General features: G+C 75.4%; 11 protein-coding genes. 1 reads left to right on the forward strand and 10 read right to left on the reverse strand.

The features are described 5' to 3' along the window. Positions 1 to 47 precede the first annotated feature (47 nt). From ACY0MR_RS16140 to ACY0MR_RS16180, 9 genes are all read right to left on the reverse strand, one after another. Positions 48 to 1,181 carry an acyl-CoA dehydrogenase family protein gene (locus ACY0MR_RS16140; protein ID WP_361851210.1) on the reverse strand — a complete coding sequence of 378 codons (1,134 nt, stop codon included), beginning with the start codon at positions 1,179 to 1,181 and terminating at the stop codon, positions 48 to 50. After that, on the reverse strand, positions 1,178 to 3,115 hold the full coding sequence (locus tag ACY0MR_RS16145) for an acetyl/propionyl/methylcrotonyl-CoA carboxylase subunit alpha (protein WP_473561804.1): 1,938 nt from the start codon (positions 3,113 to 3,115) through the stop codon (positions 1,178 to 1,180). Before ACY0MR_RS16145 ends, ACY0MR_RS16140 begins: the two co-directional genes overlap by 4 nt. Before the next feature lie 38 nt (positions 3,116 to 3,153). Then, complete coding sequence (locus tag ACY0MR_RS16150) at positions 3,154 to 4,752, reverse strand: acyl-CoA carboxylase subunit beta (RefSeq protein WP_388792499.1); 1,599 nt, start codon at positions 4,750 to 4,752, stop codon at positions 3,154 to 3,156. Beyond that, complete coding sequence (locus ACY0MR_RS16155) at positions 4,749 to 6,440, reverse strand: acyclic terpene utilization AtuA family protein (protein WP_388792497.1); 1,692 nt, start codon at positions 6,438 to 6,440, stop codon at positions 4,749 to 4,751. The genes ACY0MR_RS16150 and ACY0MR_RS16155 overlap by 4 nt, the downstream gene beginning before the upstream one ends. Further along, positions 6,440 to 7,306 (reverse strand): TIGR03084 family metal-binding protein, encoded by an 867-nt coding sequence (locus ACY0MR_RS16160; RefSeq protein WP_473561316.1) that lies wholly within the window; start codon positions 7,304 to 7,306, stop codon positions 6,440 to 6,442. The genes ACY0MR_RS16155 and ACY0MR_RS16160 overlap by 1 nt, the downstream gene beginning before the upstream one ends. A gap of 133 nt (positions 7,307 to 7,439) precedes the next feature. Then, positions 7,440 to 7,862 (reverse strand): hypothetical protein, encoded by a 423-nt coding sequence (locus tag ACY0MR_RS16165; RefSeq protein ID WP_404079564.1) that lies wholly within the window; start codon positions 7,860 to 7,862, stop codon positions 7,440 to 7,442. 77 nt (positions 7,863 to 7,939) lie between these two features. Next, positions 7,940 to 8,125 carry a DUF1272 domain-containing protein gene (locus ACY0MR_RS16170; RefSeq protein ID WP_473561318.1) on the reverse strand — a complete coding sequence of 62 codons (186 nt, stop codon included), beginning with the start codon at positions 8,123 to 8,125 and terminating at the stop codon, positions 7,940 to 7,942. 193 nt (positions 8,126 to 8,318) lie between these two features. Beyond that, positions 8,319 to 8,696, reverse strand: coding sequence for a VOC family protein (locus ACY0MR_RS16175; protein ID WP_388792489.1), 378 nt, complete (start codon positions 8,694 to 8,696; stop codon positions 8,319 to 8,321). An 83-nt stretch (positions 8,697 to 8,779) separates the two neighbouring features. Further along, positions 8,780 to 9,778, reverse strand: coding sequence for an EamA family transporter (locus ACY0MR_RS16180; protein ID WP_473561806.1), 999 nt, complete (start codon positions 9,776 to 9,778; stop codon positions 8,780 to 8,782). Between the two features lie 192 nt (positions 9,779 to 9,970). Here ACY0MR_RS16180 and ACY0MR_RS16185 point away from each other — a divergent pair, with 192 nt between their 5' ends. Continuing rightward, positions 9,971 to 10,828 (forward strand): LysR family transcriptional regulator, encoded by an 858-nt coding sequence (locus ACY0MR_RS16185; protein WP_388792487.1) that lies wholly within the window; start codon positions 9,971 to 9,973, stop codon positions 10,826 to 10,828. Positions 10,829 to 11,084: 256 nt separating this feature from the next. Here the strand turns inward: ACY0MR_RS16185 and ACY0MR_RS16190 are convergent, their stop codons facing one another. Next, positions 11,085 to 13,886 carry an FAD-binding and (Fe-S)-binding domain-containing protein gene (locus ACY0MR_RS16190; protein ID WP_473561321.1) on the reverse strand — a complete coding sequence of 934 codons (2,802 nt, stop codon included), beginning with the start codon at positions 13,884 to 13,886 and terminating at the stop codon, positions 11,085 to 11,087. Positions 13,887 to 13,893: the final 7 nt, after the last annotated feature.

Consider the following 13,893-nt stretch of genomic DNA (forward strand, 5'->3'; position numbering starts at 1 on the left):
GCTGCCCCGGCGGCCCGCCGGGGCAGTACCGCCCGGCGGGCCGCCCCTCAGTACGACTTCGGCAGCCCCAGGGTCTGGTGCGACACGTAGTTGAGGATCATCTCCCGGCTGACCGGCGCGATCCGGGCCACCCGGGCCGCCGTGACCAGCCGGGCCAGGCCGAACTCCTTCGTCAGGCCGTTCCCCCCCAGGGTGTGGACGGCCTGGTCGACGGCCTTCACACAGGCCTCCGCCGCCGCGTACTTCGCCATGTTGGCGGCCTCGCCCGCCCCCATGTCGTCCCCCGCGTCGTACAGCTGCGCCGCCTTCGCCATCATCAGCCGGGCCAGCTCCAGCTCGATGTGCGCCTGGGCGAGCGGGTGCGCGATCGCCTGGTGCGCGCCGATCGGCGCCTTCCACACCTGGCGTTCCTTCGCGTACCTCACGGCCTGCGCCAGCGCGTAGCGGCCCATGCCGATCGCGAACGCGGCCGTCATGATCCGCTCCGGGTTGAGGCCCGCGAAGAGCTGGAGCAGTCCGGCGTCCTCGTCGCCGACGAGCGCGTCGGCCGGCAGGTGCACGTCGTCGATGGTCAGCTCGAACTGCTTCTCGTGCGCGTCGAGTTCCATCTCGATGTGCCGCCGCCGGAAGCCGGGGGTGTCCCTCGGGACGATGAAGAGACAGGGCTTGAGGCTGCCCGTGCGGGCGTCCGAGGTGCGGCCCACGATGAGGGTCGCGTCGGCGATGTCGACGCCCGACACGAACACCTTGCGCCCGTTGAGGACCCAGCCCTCCTCCGTGCGGGTCGCGGTCGTGGTGATCCGGTGCGAGTTCGAGCCGGCGTCGGGCTCGGTGATGCCGAACGCCATCGTCCGCGAGCCGTCCGCCAGGCCCGGCAGCCAGGCCCGCTTCTGCTCCTCGGTGCCGAAGCGGGCGATGACCGTGCCGCAGATCGCGGGCGAGACGACCATCATCAGGAGCGGCGCCCCGGCCGCGCCGGCCTCCTCCAGGACCACGGACAGCTCGGCCATGCCGCCGCCCCCGCCGCCGTACTCCTCGGGCAGGTTCACGCCCAGATAGCCGAGCTTGCCGGCCTCCGCCCACAGTTCGGCCCGGTCGAAGCCGGGGCCGTGCCGGTGGCCGAGCGCGGAGACGGCGGCGCGGAGCGCGGTGAGCTCTTCGCTCTCGATCATGGTGCTCATACGGTCTGGTCCTCCTGTGCTGCTTCGGTCGTGGCGTCGTCCGAGACGACGGCGAGCAGGGCGCCTACCTCGACCTGGCGGCCGGGGGCGACGTGGAGCGCGGTGAGCGTGCCGGAGGCGGGGGCGATGACACGGTGCTCCATCTTCATCGCCTCCAGCCAGAGGAGGGGCTGCCCTGCGGTGACCCGGTCGCCGACGGCGAGGCCGTCGGCGACGCGGACGACGGTGCCGGGCATGGGGGCGAGCAGCGATCCGGGGGCGGTCTGCTCGCGGGGGTCGGTGAAGCGGGGGCGGACGCCGAGCCGGTGCGGGCCGGCGTGCACGACGCCGTCCCCGTACGCCGCGACGTCGATGTCCCGTACGACTCCGGCGACTTCGAGCCGTACGCGGTCGGGGGCGGCCGACACGACCCGGACGCCCTCGGGGGCCGTGACCTCGTACCCGCCGTCGCGCGTCGGCCGGTAGCGGACCTCGTGGTCCCCGTAGGTCCGCGTCTCGTCCTGCGAGCGGAGGTTCCGCCACCCGCCGCCGAACCGGCCGCCGCGGCCGGCGGCCTCGGCCAGGGCGGCCGCGGCGGCCGCGTACTCCGCTCCGGTCCGGGGCTCCGTCAGCGCGTCGCCGTTCCGGTCGTAGAAGCCGGTGTCCAGGAGCCCGGGGTCGGCGAACTCGGCATGCCGGAGGGAGGCGACCAGCAGGTCGCGGTTGGTGACCGGGCCGTGGATGCGGGCCCGGTCCAGGGCGTGGGCCAGCTTGCGGACCGCCTCGGCGCGGGTCGGGGCGTGGACGACGACCTTGGCGAGCATGGCGTCGTAGTGGACTCCGACGGCGTCGCCGGAGACGTACCCGGTGTCGAGCCGGACACGGCCCTCGCGGGGCAGTTCGAAGCGGTGCAGGACGCCCGTCTGCGGGGCCCATCCGCGCGCCGGGTCCTCCGCGTACAGCCGCGCCTCGATCGCGTGGCCGCGCGGGGCCGGCGGCTCGGGCGGCAGGGCGCGGCCCTCGGCGACGGCGAGCTGGAGGGCGACGAGGTCGACGCCGAACACCTCCTCGGTGACGGGGTGTTCCACCTGGAGGCGGGTGTTCATCTCCAGGAAGTGGACCTTGGGGGTCCCCCCTGCCCGAGCGGAGCCGGGAGCCTGGGGGATGTCGGCCACCAGGAACTCGACCGTGCCGGCGCCGACGTAGCCGACGGCCTTCGCCGCCCGGACGGCCGTGTCCAGGAGGGAGGCTTCGAGCGCGGCGGGCAGACCGGGGGCCGGGGCCTCCTCGACGACCTTCTGGTGGCGCCGCTGGAGGGAGCAGTCGCGGGTGCCGAGCGCCCAGGCGGTGCCGTGGGCGTCGCAGAGGAGCTGGACCTCGATGTGCCGCCCGTTCTCGACGTAGGGCTCGACGAACACCTCGCCGTCGCCGAACGCGCTCAGCGCCTCGGCCGAGGCGGCCGCCATCTCCTCGGACAGCCGGCCGAGTTCCCTGACGATCCGCATGCCGCGGCCGCCGCCGCCCGCCGCCGCCTTCACCAGGACGGGCAGGTCGCGCTCGGTGACGTCGGCCAGCGGGGCGATGCCGAGGAGTTCCTTGGCGCGGGTCTTCGAGGCCATCGCCTCGATCGCCTCGGGCGGCGGGCCGATCCAGACGAGGCCCGCCCCGGTCACCCGGCGGGCGAAGTCGGCGTTCTCGGACAGGAAGCCGTAGCCGGGGTGGACGGCGTCCGCGCCCGCGGCGAGGGCCGCCTCCACCACGAGGTCGCCGCGCAGGTACGTCTCCGAGGGCGTCGCCCCCGGCAGCCGTACCGCCGTGTCCGCCTCCCGTACGTGCAGGGCGTCGGCATCGGCGTCGGAGTACACGGCGACGGTGGAGATGCCCAGTTCGCGGCAGGTGCGGAAGACCCGGCAGGCGATCTCGCCCCGGTTCGCGACGAGGACGGAGCCGATCATCGGGACCGGCGGGGTGGTCGGGGTCATCGGGAGGGGCCTCACATTCGGAAGACGCCGAAGCCGCCGCGCGCGCCCTCGACCGGTGCCGTGTGGATCGCGGAGAGGCACAGCCCGAGGACCGTGCGGGTGTCGCGGGGGTCGATGACCCCGTCGTCGTAGAGCCGGCCGGAGAGGAACATGGGCAGGGACTCGGACTCGATCTGCGCCTCGACGAGCGCCCGGAGCCCGGCGTCGGCCTCCTCGTCGTAGGGCTGCCCCTTCGCCTCGGCGCTCGCCCGCGCCACGATGGAGAGGACGCCGGCGAGCTGCTGCGGGCCCATGACGGCGGACTTGGCGCTCGGCCACGCGAAGAGGAACCGCGGGTCGTAGGCCCGGCCGCACATGCCGTAGTGGCCGGCGCCGTAGCTCGCCCCCATGAGGACGGACAGGTGGGGGACGCGGGAGTTCGACACGGCGTTGATCATCATGGCGCCGTGCTTGATGATGCCGCCCTGCTCGTACTCCTTGCCGACCATGTAGCCGGTGGTGTTGTGGAGGAAGACGAGGGGGACGTCGCGCTGGTTGGCGAGCTGGATGAACTGCGCGGCCTTCTGCGACTCGGGGCCGAAGAGGACGCCCTGCGCGTTGGCGAGGACGCCGACCGGGTAGCCGTGCAGGCTCGCCCAGCCGGTGACCAGGCTCGGCCCGTACAGCGGCTTGAACTCGTCGAAGTCGGAGCCGTCGACGATCCGGGCGATCACCTCGCGCGGGTCGAAGGGGGTCTTGAGGTCCCCGGGCACGATCCCGAGGAGTTCGTCCTCGTCGTACGCCGGGGGTTCCGCGGGGCCCGGGTCGGCGTGGGCCTTGCGGTGGTTGAGGCGGGCGACGATCCGGCGGGCCTGGCGGAGGGCGTCGGCCTCGTCGACGGCGTAGTGGTCGGCGAGGCCGGAGGTCCGGGCGTGCATCTCGGCGCCGCCGAGGGACTCGTCGTCGCTCTCCTCCCCCGTCGCCATCTTCACCAGCGGCGGGCCGCCGAGGAACACCTTCGACCGCTCCTTGATCATCACGGCGTGGTCGGACATGCCGGGGACGTAGGCGCCGCCGGCGGTCGAGTTGCCGAAGACGACGGCGATCGTCGGGATGCCGGCGGCGGAGAGCCGGGTGAGGTCGCGGAAGAGCGCCCCGCCGGGGATGAAGATCTCCTTCTGGGACGGGAGGTCGGCGCCGCCGGACTCGACGAGCGAGATCACGGGCAGGCGGTTGGCGAACGCGACCTCGTTGGCCCGCAGGGCCTTCTTCAGCGTCCAGGGGTTGGAGGCGCCGCCGCGCACGGTCGGGTCGTTGGCGGTGATGAGGCACTCGACGCCCTCGACGACCCCGATGCCGGTGATCAGGGAGGCGCCGACCGCGTAGTCGCTGCCCCAGGCGGCGAGCGGCGACAGTTCGAGGAAGGGGCTGTCCGGGTCGACGAGCAGCTCGATCCGCTCGCGGGCGAGCAGCTTGCCGCGCTTGCGGTGCCGCGCGACGTACTTCTCGCCGCCGCCCGCGAGCGCCTTGGCGTGCTCGGCGTCGAGGGCGGTGAGCTTGTCGAGCATGGCGGCGCGGTGGGCCCGGTAGTCGGATCCGCCGGTGTCGAGGGCGGAGGCGAGGACGGTCACAGGAGTCCCTCCGGGACGTCGGTTGCGCGGGAGCGGAGCCACTCGCCGAGGGCCTTGGCCTGGGGGTCGAAGCGGGCCTGCGAGGCGACGCCCTCGCCGAGGATCCCGGCGAAGGTGAAGTTGAGCGCGCGCAGGCGCGGCAGGACGTGCCGGGTGATCTCCAGGCCGGCGGTCTCGGGGAGCAGTTCACGCACCCGCTCGACCGTGAGGGCGTGCGCGAGCCACCGCCACTCCTCCTCCGTCCGGACCCAGACGCCCACGTTCGCGTCGCCGCCCTTGTCGCCGCTGCGGGCGCCGGCGATCCGGCCGAGGGGGACGCGCCGGGTGGGTCCCGGCGGCAGCGGCTCGGGGAGCGCCGGCTCCGGGACGGCCTCCGGTTCCCGGGTCCGCGGCGGTACGGGGACGGGGACGCGGGTCCCGTCCGGGAGCACGGCCGTGTGCGGGACGTCGGCGGCCGGTACGTACGCGCTCTCGAAGACCCCGTAGGGGGCGCCCTTCCCGGGCGGCGCGGTGACGTGGAAGCCGGGGTAGCTGCCGAGGGCGAGTTCCACGGCGGCGCCGGTGAGGGCGCGGCCGACGGCCTCGGGGGCCGGGTCCCGGACGACCAGTCGGAGGAGGGCGCTCGCGGTCTCCTCGGTGTCGGCGTCCGGCCGGTCGGTGCGGACGAGTTCCCAGCGGACCTCGCGGGGCCGCGCGCCGGCGAGGGCGTCCTCGACCTGGCCGCGGACGAGTGCCGCCTTCTCCTCGATGTCCAGGCCGGTCAGGACGAACACGACCTCGTTGCGGAAGCCGCCGATCCTGCTGAGGCCGACCTTGAGCGTCGGGGGCGGGGCCTCGCCCCGCACTCCGTCGACGCGGACCCGGTCGGGCCCCTCCTGGGTGAGCCGGACGCTGTCGAGGCGGGCGGTGACGTCCGGCCCGGGGTAGCGGGCGCCGGCCGTCTCGTACAGGAGCTGGGCGGTGACCGTTCCGACGTCGACGAGGCCGCCGGTGCCGGGGTGCTTGGTGATGACGGCGCTGCCGTCCTCGTGGAGTTCCGCCAGCGGGAATCCGGGGCGGCGGAGCAGCGCCGGGTCGTGCGCGCGGAAGAAGGCGTAGTTGCCGCCGGTGGCCTGGGTGCCGCATTCGAGGACGTGCCCGGCGACGACCGCGCCCGCGAGCCGGTCGTACTCCTCGGGCCCCCAGCCGAAGTGCCACTGCGCGGGCCCGGTGACGAGGGCGGCGTCGGTGACCCGGCCGGTGACGACGACGTCGGCGCCGGCCGCGAGGCAGGCGGCGATGCCGGCGCCGCCGAGGTAGGCGTTCGCGGCGAGCGCGCCGTCCACGGCGGGCAGCCGGTCGCCCTCCACGTGCGCGACCCGCGTGGGCAGGCCGAGCTTGGCGGCGAGGGTGCGCAGGGCGTCGGCGAGGCCGGCGGGGTTGAGGCCGCCGGCGTTGGCGACGATCCGGATCCCGCGGTCGTGGGCGAGCCCGAGGCCCTCCTCCATCTGCCGCAGGAAGGTCCTGGCGTATCCGGCGGCCGGGTCCTTGAGCTGGTCGCGGCCGAGGATGAGCATGGTGAGCTCGGCGAGGTAGTCACCGGTGAGGACGTCGATCGCGCCCTCGGGCCCGCCGCCGGTGAGCATCTCGCGGACGGCGTCGAACCGGTCGCCGTAGAAGCCGGAGGCGTTGCCGATACGGAGGACCATCACCGGTCTCCTTCGGCGGGGCGGGCCGCTCGGGGTGCCCCGGCTCCGTCGGCGGGGCGGCGGACCTCCTCGGCGGAACGGGCCTCTCGCGCGGGGCGGCCGGGGCCCGCGGGTCCGGCGAAGGCCTGGGCGAGGGTGAGCCACTGCGCGGCGTCGTCCCCCACGGCGACGAGGGCGGTGTCGTCGCGGTGGACGCGCTGGGTGACGAGCAGACAGAAGTCGAGGGCGGGGCCGGTGACGGTCTGAGCGGCGTCCTCGGGTCCGTACACCCACGACTCGCCGCCCGGGGAGACGAGTTCCACGCGGACCGGCTCGGCGGGGACGGGCAGGCCCCGCACCAGGTAGGCGTACCCCCTGGCCCGGTGGCCGATCCAGGCGACGTGCCGGAGGCGGTCGGTGGGCGGGCGGACGACCCCGAGGGCGTCGGCGACGTCCTGCCCGTGCGCCCAGGTCTCCATGAGCCGGGCGGTGGCCAGGGCGGGGGCGCTCATGGGCGGCCCGTACCAGGGGAACCTCCCCCCGGCCGGAACCCCGCGCAGGGCCTCCTGGAGCAGCTCGCGCCCCTCGCGCCAGCGGGCGAGCAGCTCGGCGGGCGGCAGTGTCGCCCCCTCCTCGGCGCCGTCGTCGACGAACCGCTCGGGGGCGGCGAGGGCCTTGGTGGCCTCGGCGGCGAAGCCGTCGGGATCGGTGACGGCGAGGAGCGCGGCCCGGTCGGTCCAGGCGAGGTGCGCGATCTGGTGGGCGACGGTCCAGCCGGCGGCGGGCGTGGGGGCGGACCACCGCTCCTCGCTCACCCCGCCGACCAGGACGTCGAGTGCTTCGCTCTCCTCGCGCAGATCGTTCAGGACGACGGCGGGGTCGGACACGGTGCGCTCCCCTCGGGACACGGCGGCGTGCCCCGGAGCATGACAGCGAACCGGAAAACAATCAAGCATGCTTGCTTTGATTGATGCGGGGGCAGGAGCGGGGCGTGTGCGGGCACCTCGGCTCGGAGGGCCGCTAGCGGCGCGGCTTCCTTCGCACCGCCGACGCCAGGGCCGTGACGACCACGACGAGGACGAGGGACCGCCACGGGAGCAGCGCCCCGGGGGCGTCGTCGACGGCGTCGATGCCGTGGCCCACGGCGGCGATCCAGCAGACGACCCCCACGAGGACCATCGGGCCGACCCTCCGCTCGCCGGAGACGCGCATGCCGATCCACAGGACCAGCGGCATCACGAGCGCGGTGTTCATGAGCGCCACGGTGAAGGCCTGGTTCGCGGAGTAGCCGGGTCCGGCGCCGAGCGCCGCCGAGGCCTCGCCGGCGAAGGAGAGGGCGAGGGTGTCGGACAGGATGAGGTGCGCCGCGGCGACGGCGATCGCCGAGACGAGCACGGCCTTGAGGAACCGCGGGGCGAGGGGGGTGGGTGAGGACGGTGCCATGCCGTACGACTATACGCACGGTGTATACACGCGATGCATAGACCCCCGGCCGCCGCCTCCCCACTCCTCCGGCGCCGCTACCCGGCGGCCGCGCGCCGGGGCCGCGCCACCAGCTCACCCCCGCAGTTGGGGCAGACGTCGTCCATCGCGCCGGCGCACGGCACGCAGAAGCTGCACTCGTACGCGCAGATCCGCGCGGGCCCGTCCACCGTCAGCACGGCCACCTCGCACCGCTCGCACCGCTCACGCATCTCCAGGGCCATGACGCCCCCTCCTCGGTCCCGAGTCCACGGTTCGACAGCCCCATCGTCCGAGGCCGCCCGGCACCCCCGAAACAGCCCGGGGGACAGTGATCGACAGGATCGGGCCAGGGCCGGGCGGCCGGCCCGCCGCCCCGGGGGACGGGGGCGGATCCGCCGGGACGGCCGGAACCGCCGGGACGGCCGACCCGGCACGTCAGTGGCGGACCAGACAGAACGGGTGCCCCGCCGGATCGGCGTAGACGCGCCAGCTCCGGTCGCCCTCCCCCGCGTCCAGGAGCGTCGCGCCCGCGGCCAGCACGCGTTCCTCGGCCGCCGCCAGATCCCGTACGGCGAGGTCGAGATGGGACTGCTGCGGGCGCTCGGAGCCCGGCCAGGTCGGGGGACGGTACTCCGCGACGCCCTGGAAGCAGAGGACGAGGCCGCCGGGGGTGTGCAGCGTGGACCACGCCTCCCCCAGCGCCCACCGGCCGTCCGGCCGGTCGACCTCGCCGCCCAGGACCGAGCGGTAGAACGCGGCGAGGGCGGCGGGCGCCGGGCAGTCGATGACGAGGCACTGCAGTTCAGCGATCATGCGCGGATCCTAGGACCCGCCCGCGGACGCGCCCTGGACCGGCCGCGAGGGGGACCTCGGGGGGGACCTCGGAGGGGCAGGCGCTACCCCTTCACCGCGTCCCGCTCCCGCGCGGGCTCCCGCGCGGCGGCGCGCACCTGGGTCCGTACGGCTCCCATGCTCGCCGCGATCACCAGCGCGATCGCGAGGGCGTCGGTCGGCGACAGCGCCTGGCTGAGGACGAGGAAGCCGGCCGTCGCCGCGATGGCCGGTTCCAGGCTCATCAGGATCGCGAAGGTGGGGGCGGGCAGCCGGCGCAGGGCGAGGAGTTCGAGGGTGTACGGCAGGACCGACGACATCAGCGCGACAGCGAGGCCCAGGCCGATCGTCGAGGGGACGAGGAGCTTGTCGCCCGCCTCCGCGATGCCCAGCGGCAGGCTGAGGACGGCGCCGAACGCCATCGCGAGCGCGAGCCCGTCCGCCTGCGGGAAGCGGCGGCCCGTACGGGCGCTGAACACGATGTACGCGGCCCACATCGCGCCCGCCGCGAGGGCGAAGGCCGCACCCGTCGGATCGAGCCGGTCGAAGCCGCCGCCGCTGAGCAGGACGACGCCGCCGAGGGCGAGTCCCGCCCAGAGCAGGTTCATCAGCCGGCGGGAGGCGACCACCGAGAGGATCAGCGGGCCGAGCACCTCCAGGGTCACGGCGGCGCCCAGCGGGATCCGGTCGGCGGCCTGGTAGAAGAGGATGTTCATCCCCGCCATCGCCGCGCCGAAGGCGACGATCGTGCCCCAGTCGGCCCGGCTGTAGCCGCGGACCTTCGGGCGGCAGACGATCAGCAGGACGGCGGCCGCGAGCACGAGCCGCAGGGTGACGACGCCGAGCGCCCCGGCGCGGGGCATGAGGAGGACGGCGAGGGCCGAGCCGAACTGCACGGAGAGGCCGCCCGCGACGACGAGCGCGACGGGGGCGAAGCGGTGACCGGCGAGCCCCTGGGGCCCGCCGCCGGGCGCGGCGCCGGCCGAAGCCGCGGCGCCGCCGTCGAGGGCCGCGCCGTCGAGAGCGGCGGCGCCGACCGGGTCGGCCGGCGACCCGGGGCCGATCGCCGCCCCCGCCGGACCCGCCTCCTTGACCGGACTGATGTCCACCGACCACTCCTCCAATGTTCACCACACTGAACTATCAGTCCAGAATAGTGCACCTTCGGTCCGCTGTCACCGACCTTCCCCTCTCACGCTACGAGCCCCCGCGCGGCACCGGAAATGCCGATTGCGCTGCGGTTATGCTCCGGACGCATGAGCATCGAGCTACGCCACCTCCGCTGCTTCCTCGCCATCGCCGAGGAATCCAGCCTCACCAGGGCGGCCGCGCGGCTCCACCTCACCCAGCCCGCCGTCTCCCGCACGCTCGCCGCCCTGGAACAGCACCTGGGCGCCCGGCTCGTCGACCGCTCCACCCACCACCTGGCGCTCACCGCCGAGGGCCGCGCCTTCCAGGACCGCGCCGCCGCGGCCCTCGCGGCGTTCGAGGCGGCCGTCGACCCGGCACGGCTGCGCCGCCGGCCGCTGCGGCTCGGACACGCCTGGTCGGCCTTCGGCCCGTACACCACCCCTCTGCTCCGCCGCTGGCAGCGCGAGCACCCGGAGACCCCGCTCGAACTCCTCCGCATCGACGACCGGACGGCCGGACTGACCCGGGGCGAGGTCGACGCGGCGCTGCTGCGCGGAACGGTCGACGCGCCCGGCCTCGTCACCGAGGAACTCACGACGGAGGAACGGGTCGCGGCCGTGCCGGCCGACAGCCCGCTCGCCGACAGGCCGAGCCTCGCCCTGGACGACCTCGCGGGCGGGACGGTCGTACTGAACACGGTCTCCGGCGCGACGACCCTCGCGCTCTGGCCGGCGACGGCGCGCCCGGCGGCGACGGTCACGGTGGCCAACACGGACGACTGGCTGACGGCGATCGCGGCGGGCCGGGGCGTCGGCGTCTCGTCCGCGTCGACGGCGGCGCTGCACACCCACCCGGGAGTCGCGTACCGCCCGCTGCCGGACGCCCCGCCCCTGCCGGTGGTACTGGCCTGGCGGGACGCGTTCCCGCACCCGGCGACGGGGGCGCTGGTGGCGATGGCGCGGGAGATCGTCAGCGGGGGGTGACGCCCCTGGCCCGGACCGGGGCCGGAGGCGGAACCGACGCGAGGGGTCGGGTGGAGTCAGAACCGCCCCGATGCGGCGGCGTTGGCCCTGCGGGCGCGTCAACGCAGGCCGGGCGCCACCGGCGCGGCCGGGGTCGCGGGCTCCCGGGGGACCGCCCTCCCTCGGAGAGTCGCTCCTTCCGGCGATGCGTCGAGGGCGCTCCTTCGTCGCGTCGGCTTCGCCGGTTCCGCTGCGCTCCCCCTTCACCCCCAGCACCTCAACGACCCGCCTCCCCCGGCACCTCCTCGTCCACCCCCTCCGCCAGCAGTTCCGCCAGGTGTCGGCCCCGTACCCCCGCCAGGTCCGCCAGCTGCGTGCGGCACGAGAAGCCGTCCGCCAGGACGGCGGCGGCGGGGGGCGCGTTCCGCAGGGCCGGCAGCAGCTGGTCCTCCGCGCACGCCACCGAGACCTCGTAGTGGCCCGGTTCGAAGCCGAAGTTGCCCGCGAGCCCGCAGCAGCCGCCCGCGAGATCCCCCGTCAGCCCGGCGCGGGCGCGCAGCCTGCGGTCCGCCGCGTCGCCGAGCACCGCGTGCTGGTGGCAGTGCGTCTGGCCCGTCACCGGCCGGTCCAGGCGCGGCGGTTCCCAGTCGGGGGCCAGCGTCTCCAGCGCCTCCGCGAACGTCCGCACCGACGCCGCGAGCCGCGCCGCCCTCGGGTCGTCCGGCAGCAGTTCGGGCAGGTCGGTCCGGAGGGTGGCCGCGCAGGACGGCTCCAGGACCACCACGGGCCGTGCCCCGGAGCCCGCCGGCCCGGTGCCGCCGTCCTCCATGACGTCCAGGGTCCGCCGCATCACCCGTCTCGCCGCCCCGAGCCGGCCCGTCGACACGTACGTCAGCCCGCAGCACACCCGCCCCCGGGGCAGCGCGACCCCCAGCCCCGCCGCCTCCAGGACCCGTACCGCCGCCCGGCCCGCCTCCGGCGCCAGGTGGTCCGTGAAGGTGTCCGGCCACAGCGTCAGGGACGGCGGGCGGGACGAGGCGCGTTCGGCGAACCACGCCGTCAGCGTCTCCCGCGCGACCCTCGGCATCGTCCGCTCCGGTGTCACCCCCGCGAGGCGCGCCGCGAACGGCAGCCGCATCGCGGCGTTCAGGCCCCGTCCGAACAGGTCCAGCCAGTGCGGCAGAAGTCCCATCGACCAGTGCGAGCGCGGCCGGCGCAGGAACCCGAGCGGTCCCGCGTAGTACAGGTCGAGGAACTCCGCCTTGTACGCGGCCATGTCGACGCCCACCGGGCAGTCGCTGCGGCACCCCTTGCACGACAGGCACAGGTCCAGCGCCTCCCGCACCTCCTCCGAGCGCGGGCCGTCCGTGATCACCTCGCCCAGCGCCATCTCGTGGAGCAGCCGCGCCCGCCCCCGCGTCGAGTGCTTCTCCTCGCCCGTCGCCCGGAACGAGGGGCACATCACGCCGGGACCCGAACCGGGGCCCTCGACCCGGCACTTGGCCACCCCGACGCAGCGGGCGGCGGCCCTCCCCAGCCCCACCAGCGGCAGCCCGGTGAACCGCAGCCCCTCGTCGAGGGGGCGCGGCCGGACCAGCATCCCCGGGTTGAGGCCGCCGTCCGGGTCCCACACGTCCTTGACCGCGCCGAAGAGGGCGACGAGCTCCTCCCCGTACATCCTCGGGAGCAGTTCTGCCCGCGCCTGCCCGTCGCCGTGCTCCCCGGAGAGCGACCCCCCGTGCGCGACCACCAGGTCGGCGACCTCCTCCGAGAAGCGCCGGAAGTCCCGCACGCCCTGCTCCGACCACAGGTCGAAGTCGATCCGGACGTGGACGCAGCCGTCGCCGAAGTGCCCGTACGGAACCCCCCGGAGGCCGAACGCGGCGAGCAGCGCGCGGAACTCGCGCAGGTACGCGCCGAGGCGCGCGGGCGGCACCGCGCAGTCCTCCCATCCCGGCCAGGCCTCCCCGCCCCCGGGGGTCCTGGTCGCCGTGCCCGCCGCGTCCTCGCGGATCCGCCACAGCGCCCGCTGCCCCGCCGGGTCGGTCACCACGACGGCGTCGATCGCGTCGGCCGCCCTGACCAGCCTCCGGGCCGCCCCGTCCCCGTCGACCTCGCAGAACAGCCAGGCCGCGCCGCGGGGCAGCCCGGCGGCGCCCCGTACGAGATCGGCCGCCATCCCCTCGACGGTCAGCGGCCCGAAGGCCAGGAGCCCCGCCGCCGCGTCCGCCGCCGCGCTCTCGTCCGCGTATCCCAGCACCACCAGCACCGGCTCGGCCGGCAGCGGTACGAGCCGGACCGTCGCCTGCGTCACCACCCCGAGCGTCCCCTCGCTGCCGACGAACGAGCGGGCCACGTCCGCGCCCCGCTCGGGGAGCAGCGCGTCCAGGGCGTAGCCGGAGATGCGGCGCGGCAGACCGGCGGGGTACCCGGTCCGCAGGAGGGCGAGGTTGCGGTCGACGAGGTCGAGGAGTCCGGCGGGGGCGCCCCGCCCGTCCGGGCCCAGCGTCAACGCCGCGCCCCGGTAGGTCATCACGTCGAGCGAGCGCACGTTGTCCGCCGTGGTCCCCCAGGCGACGGAGTGCGCCCCGCAGGCGTTGTTGCCGATCATTCCGCCGAGGGTGCAGCGGCTGTGCGTGGACGGATCGGGGCCGAAGGTCAGGCCGTACGGGCGGGCCGCCGCCCGCAGCCGGTCGAGGACGAGGCCCGGCCGGACCACGGCGGTCCGCGTCTCCGGGTCCAGGGAGACGATCCCGTCCATGTGGCGTGTGAGGTCGAGCACGACGCCGGTGCCGGTCGCCTGGCCCCCGATCGAGGTCCCGGCGCCCCGCGCGACGACCGGGGTCGCGCCGTGGGTCCGGCACACCTCCAGGACGGCGGCGACGTCGTCGGCGTCGCGGGGCGCGACCGTACCGGCCGGGACGCGGCGGTAGTTGGAGGCGTCCATGGTCGTCAGCGCCCTGGCGGTGACGGAGAAGTCGACCTCTCCGGCGACCGCGGCGCGCAGGGCGGCGGCCAGCTCCGACGTGTGCTGCTCGTGTCTTCCCACAACCCCAGGATGTCTCAGCGCTCGTCTCATCGGGCGG

It is taken from the genome of Streptomyces sp. JN8, assembly GCF_055808075.1.

What these genes read in the sequence shown, in the direction of transcription:
- ACY0MR_RS16140 (WP_361851210.1), bottom strand. Translation starts at nt 1,181, where the DNA reads ATGAGCACCATGATCGAGAGCGAAGAGCTCACCGCGCTCCGCGCCGCC.
- ACY0MR_RS16185 (WP_388792487.1), top strand. Translation starts at nt 9,971, where the DNA reads ATGAGCATCGAGCTACGCCACCTCCGCTGCTTCCTCGCCATCGCCGAG.
- ACY0MR_RS16170 (WP_473561318.1), bottom strand. Translation starts at nt 8,125, where the DNA reads ATGGCCCTGGAGATGCGTGAGCGGTGCGAGCGGTGCGAGGTGGCCGTG.
- ACY0MR_RS16175 (WP_388792489.1), bottom strand. Translation starts at nt 8,696, where the DNA reads ATGATCGCTGAACTGCAGTGCCTCGTCATCGACTGCCCGGCGCCCGCC.
- ACY0MR_RS16145 (WP_473561804.1), bottom strand. Translation starts at nt 3,115, where the DNA reads ATGATCGGCTCCGTCCTCGTCGCGAACCGGGGCGAGATCGCCTGCCGG.
- ACY0MR_RS16190 (WP_473561321.1), bottom strand. Translation starts at nt 13,886, where the DNA reads ATGAGACGAGCGCTGAGACATCCTGGGGTTGTGGGAAGACACGAGCAG.
- ACY0MR_RS16165 (WP_404079564.1), bottom strand. Translation starts at nt 7,862, where the DNA reads ATGGCACCGTCCTCACCCACCCCCCTCGCCCCGCGGTTCCTCAAGGCC.
- ACY0MR_RS16155 (WP_388792497.1), bottom strand. Translation starts at nt 6,440, where the DNA reads ATGGTCCTCCGTATCGGCAACGCCTCCGGCTTCTACGGCGACCGGTTC.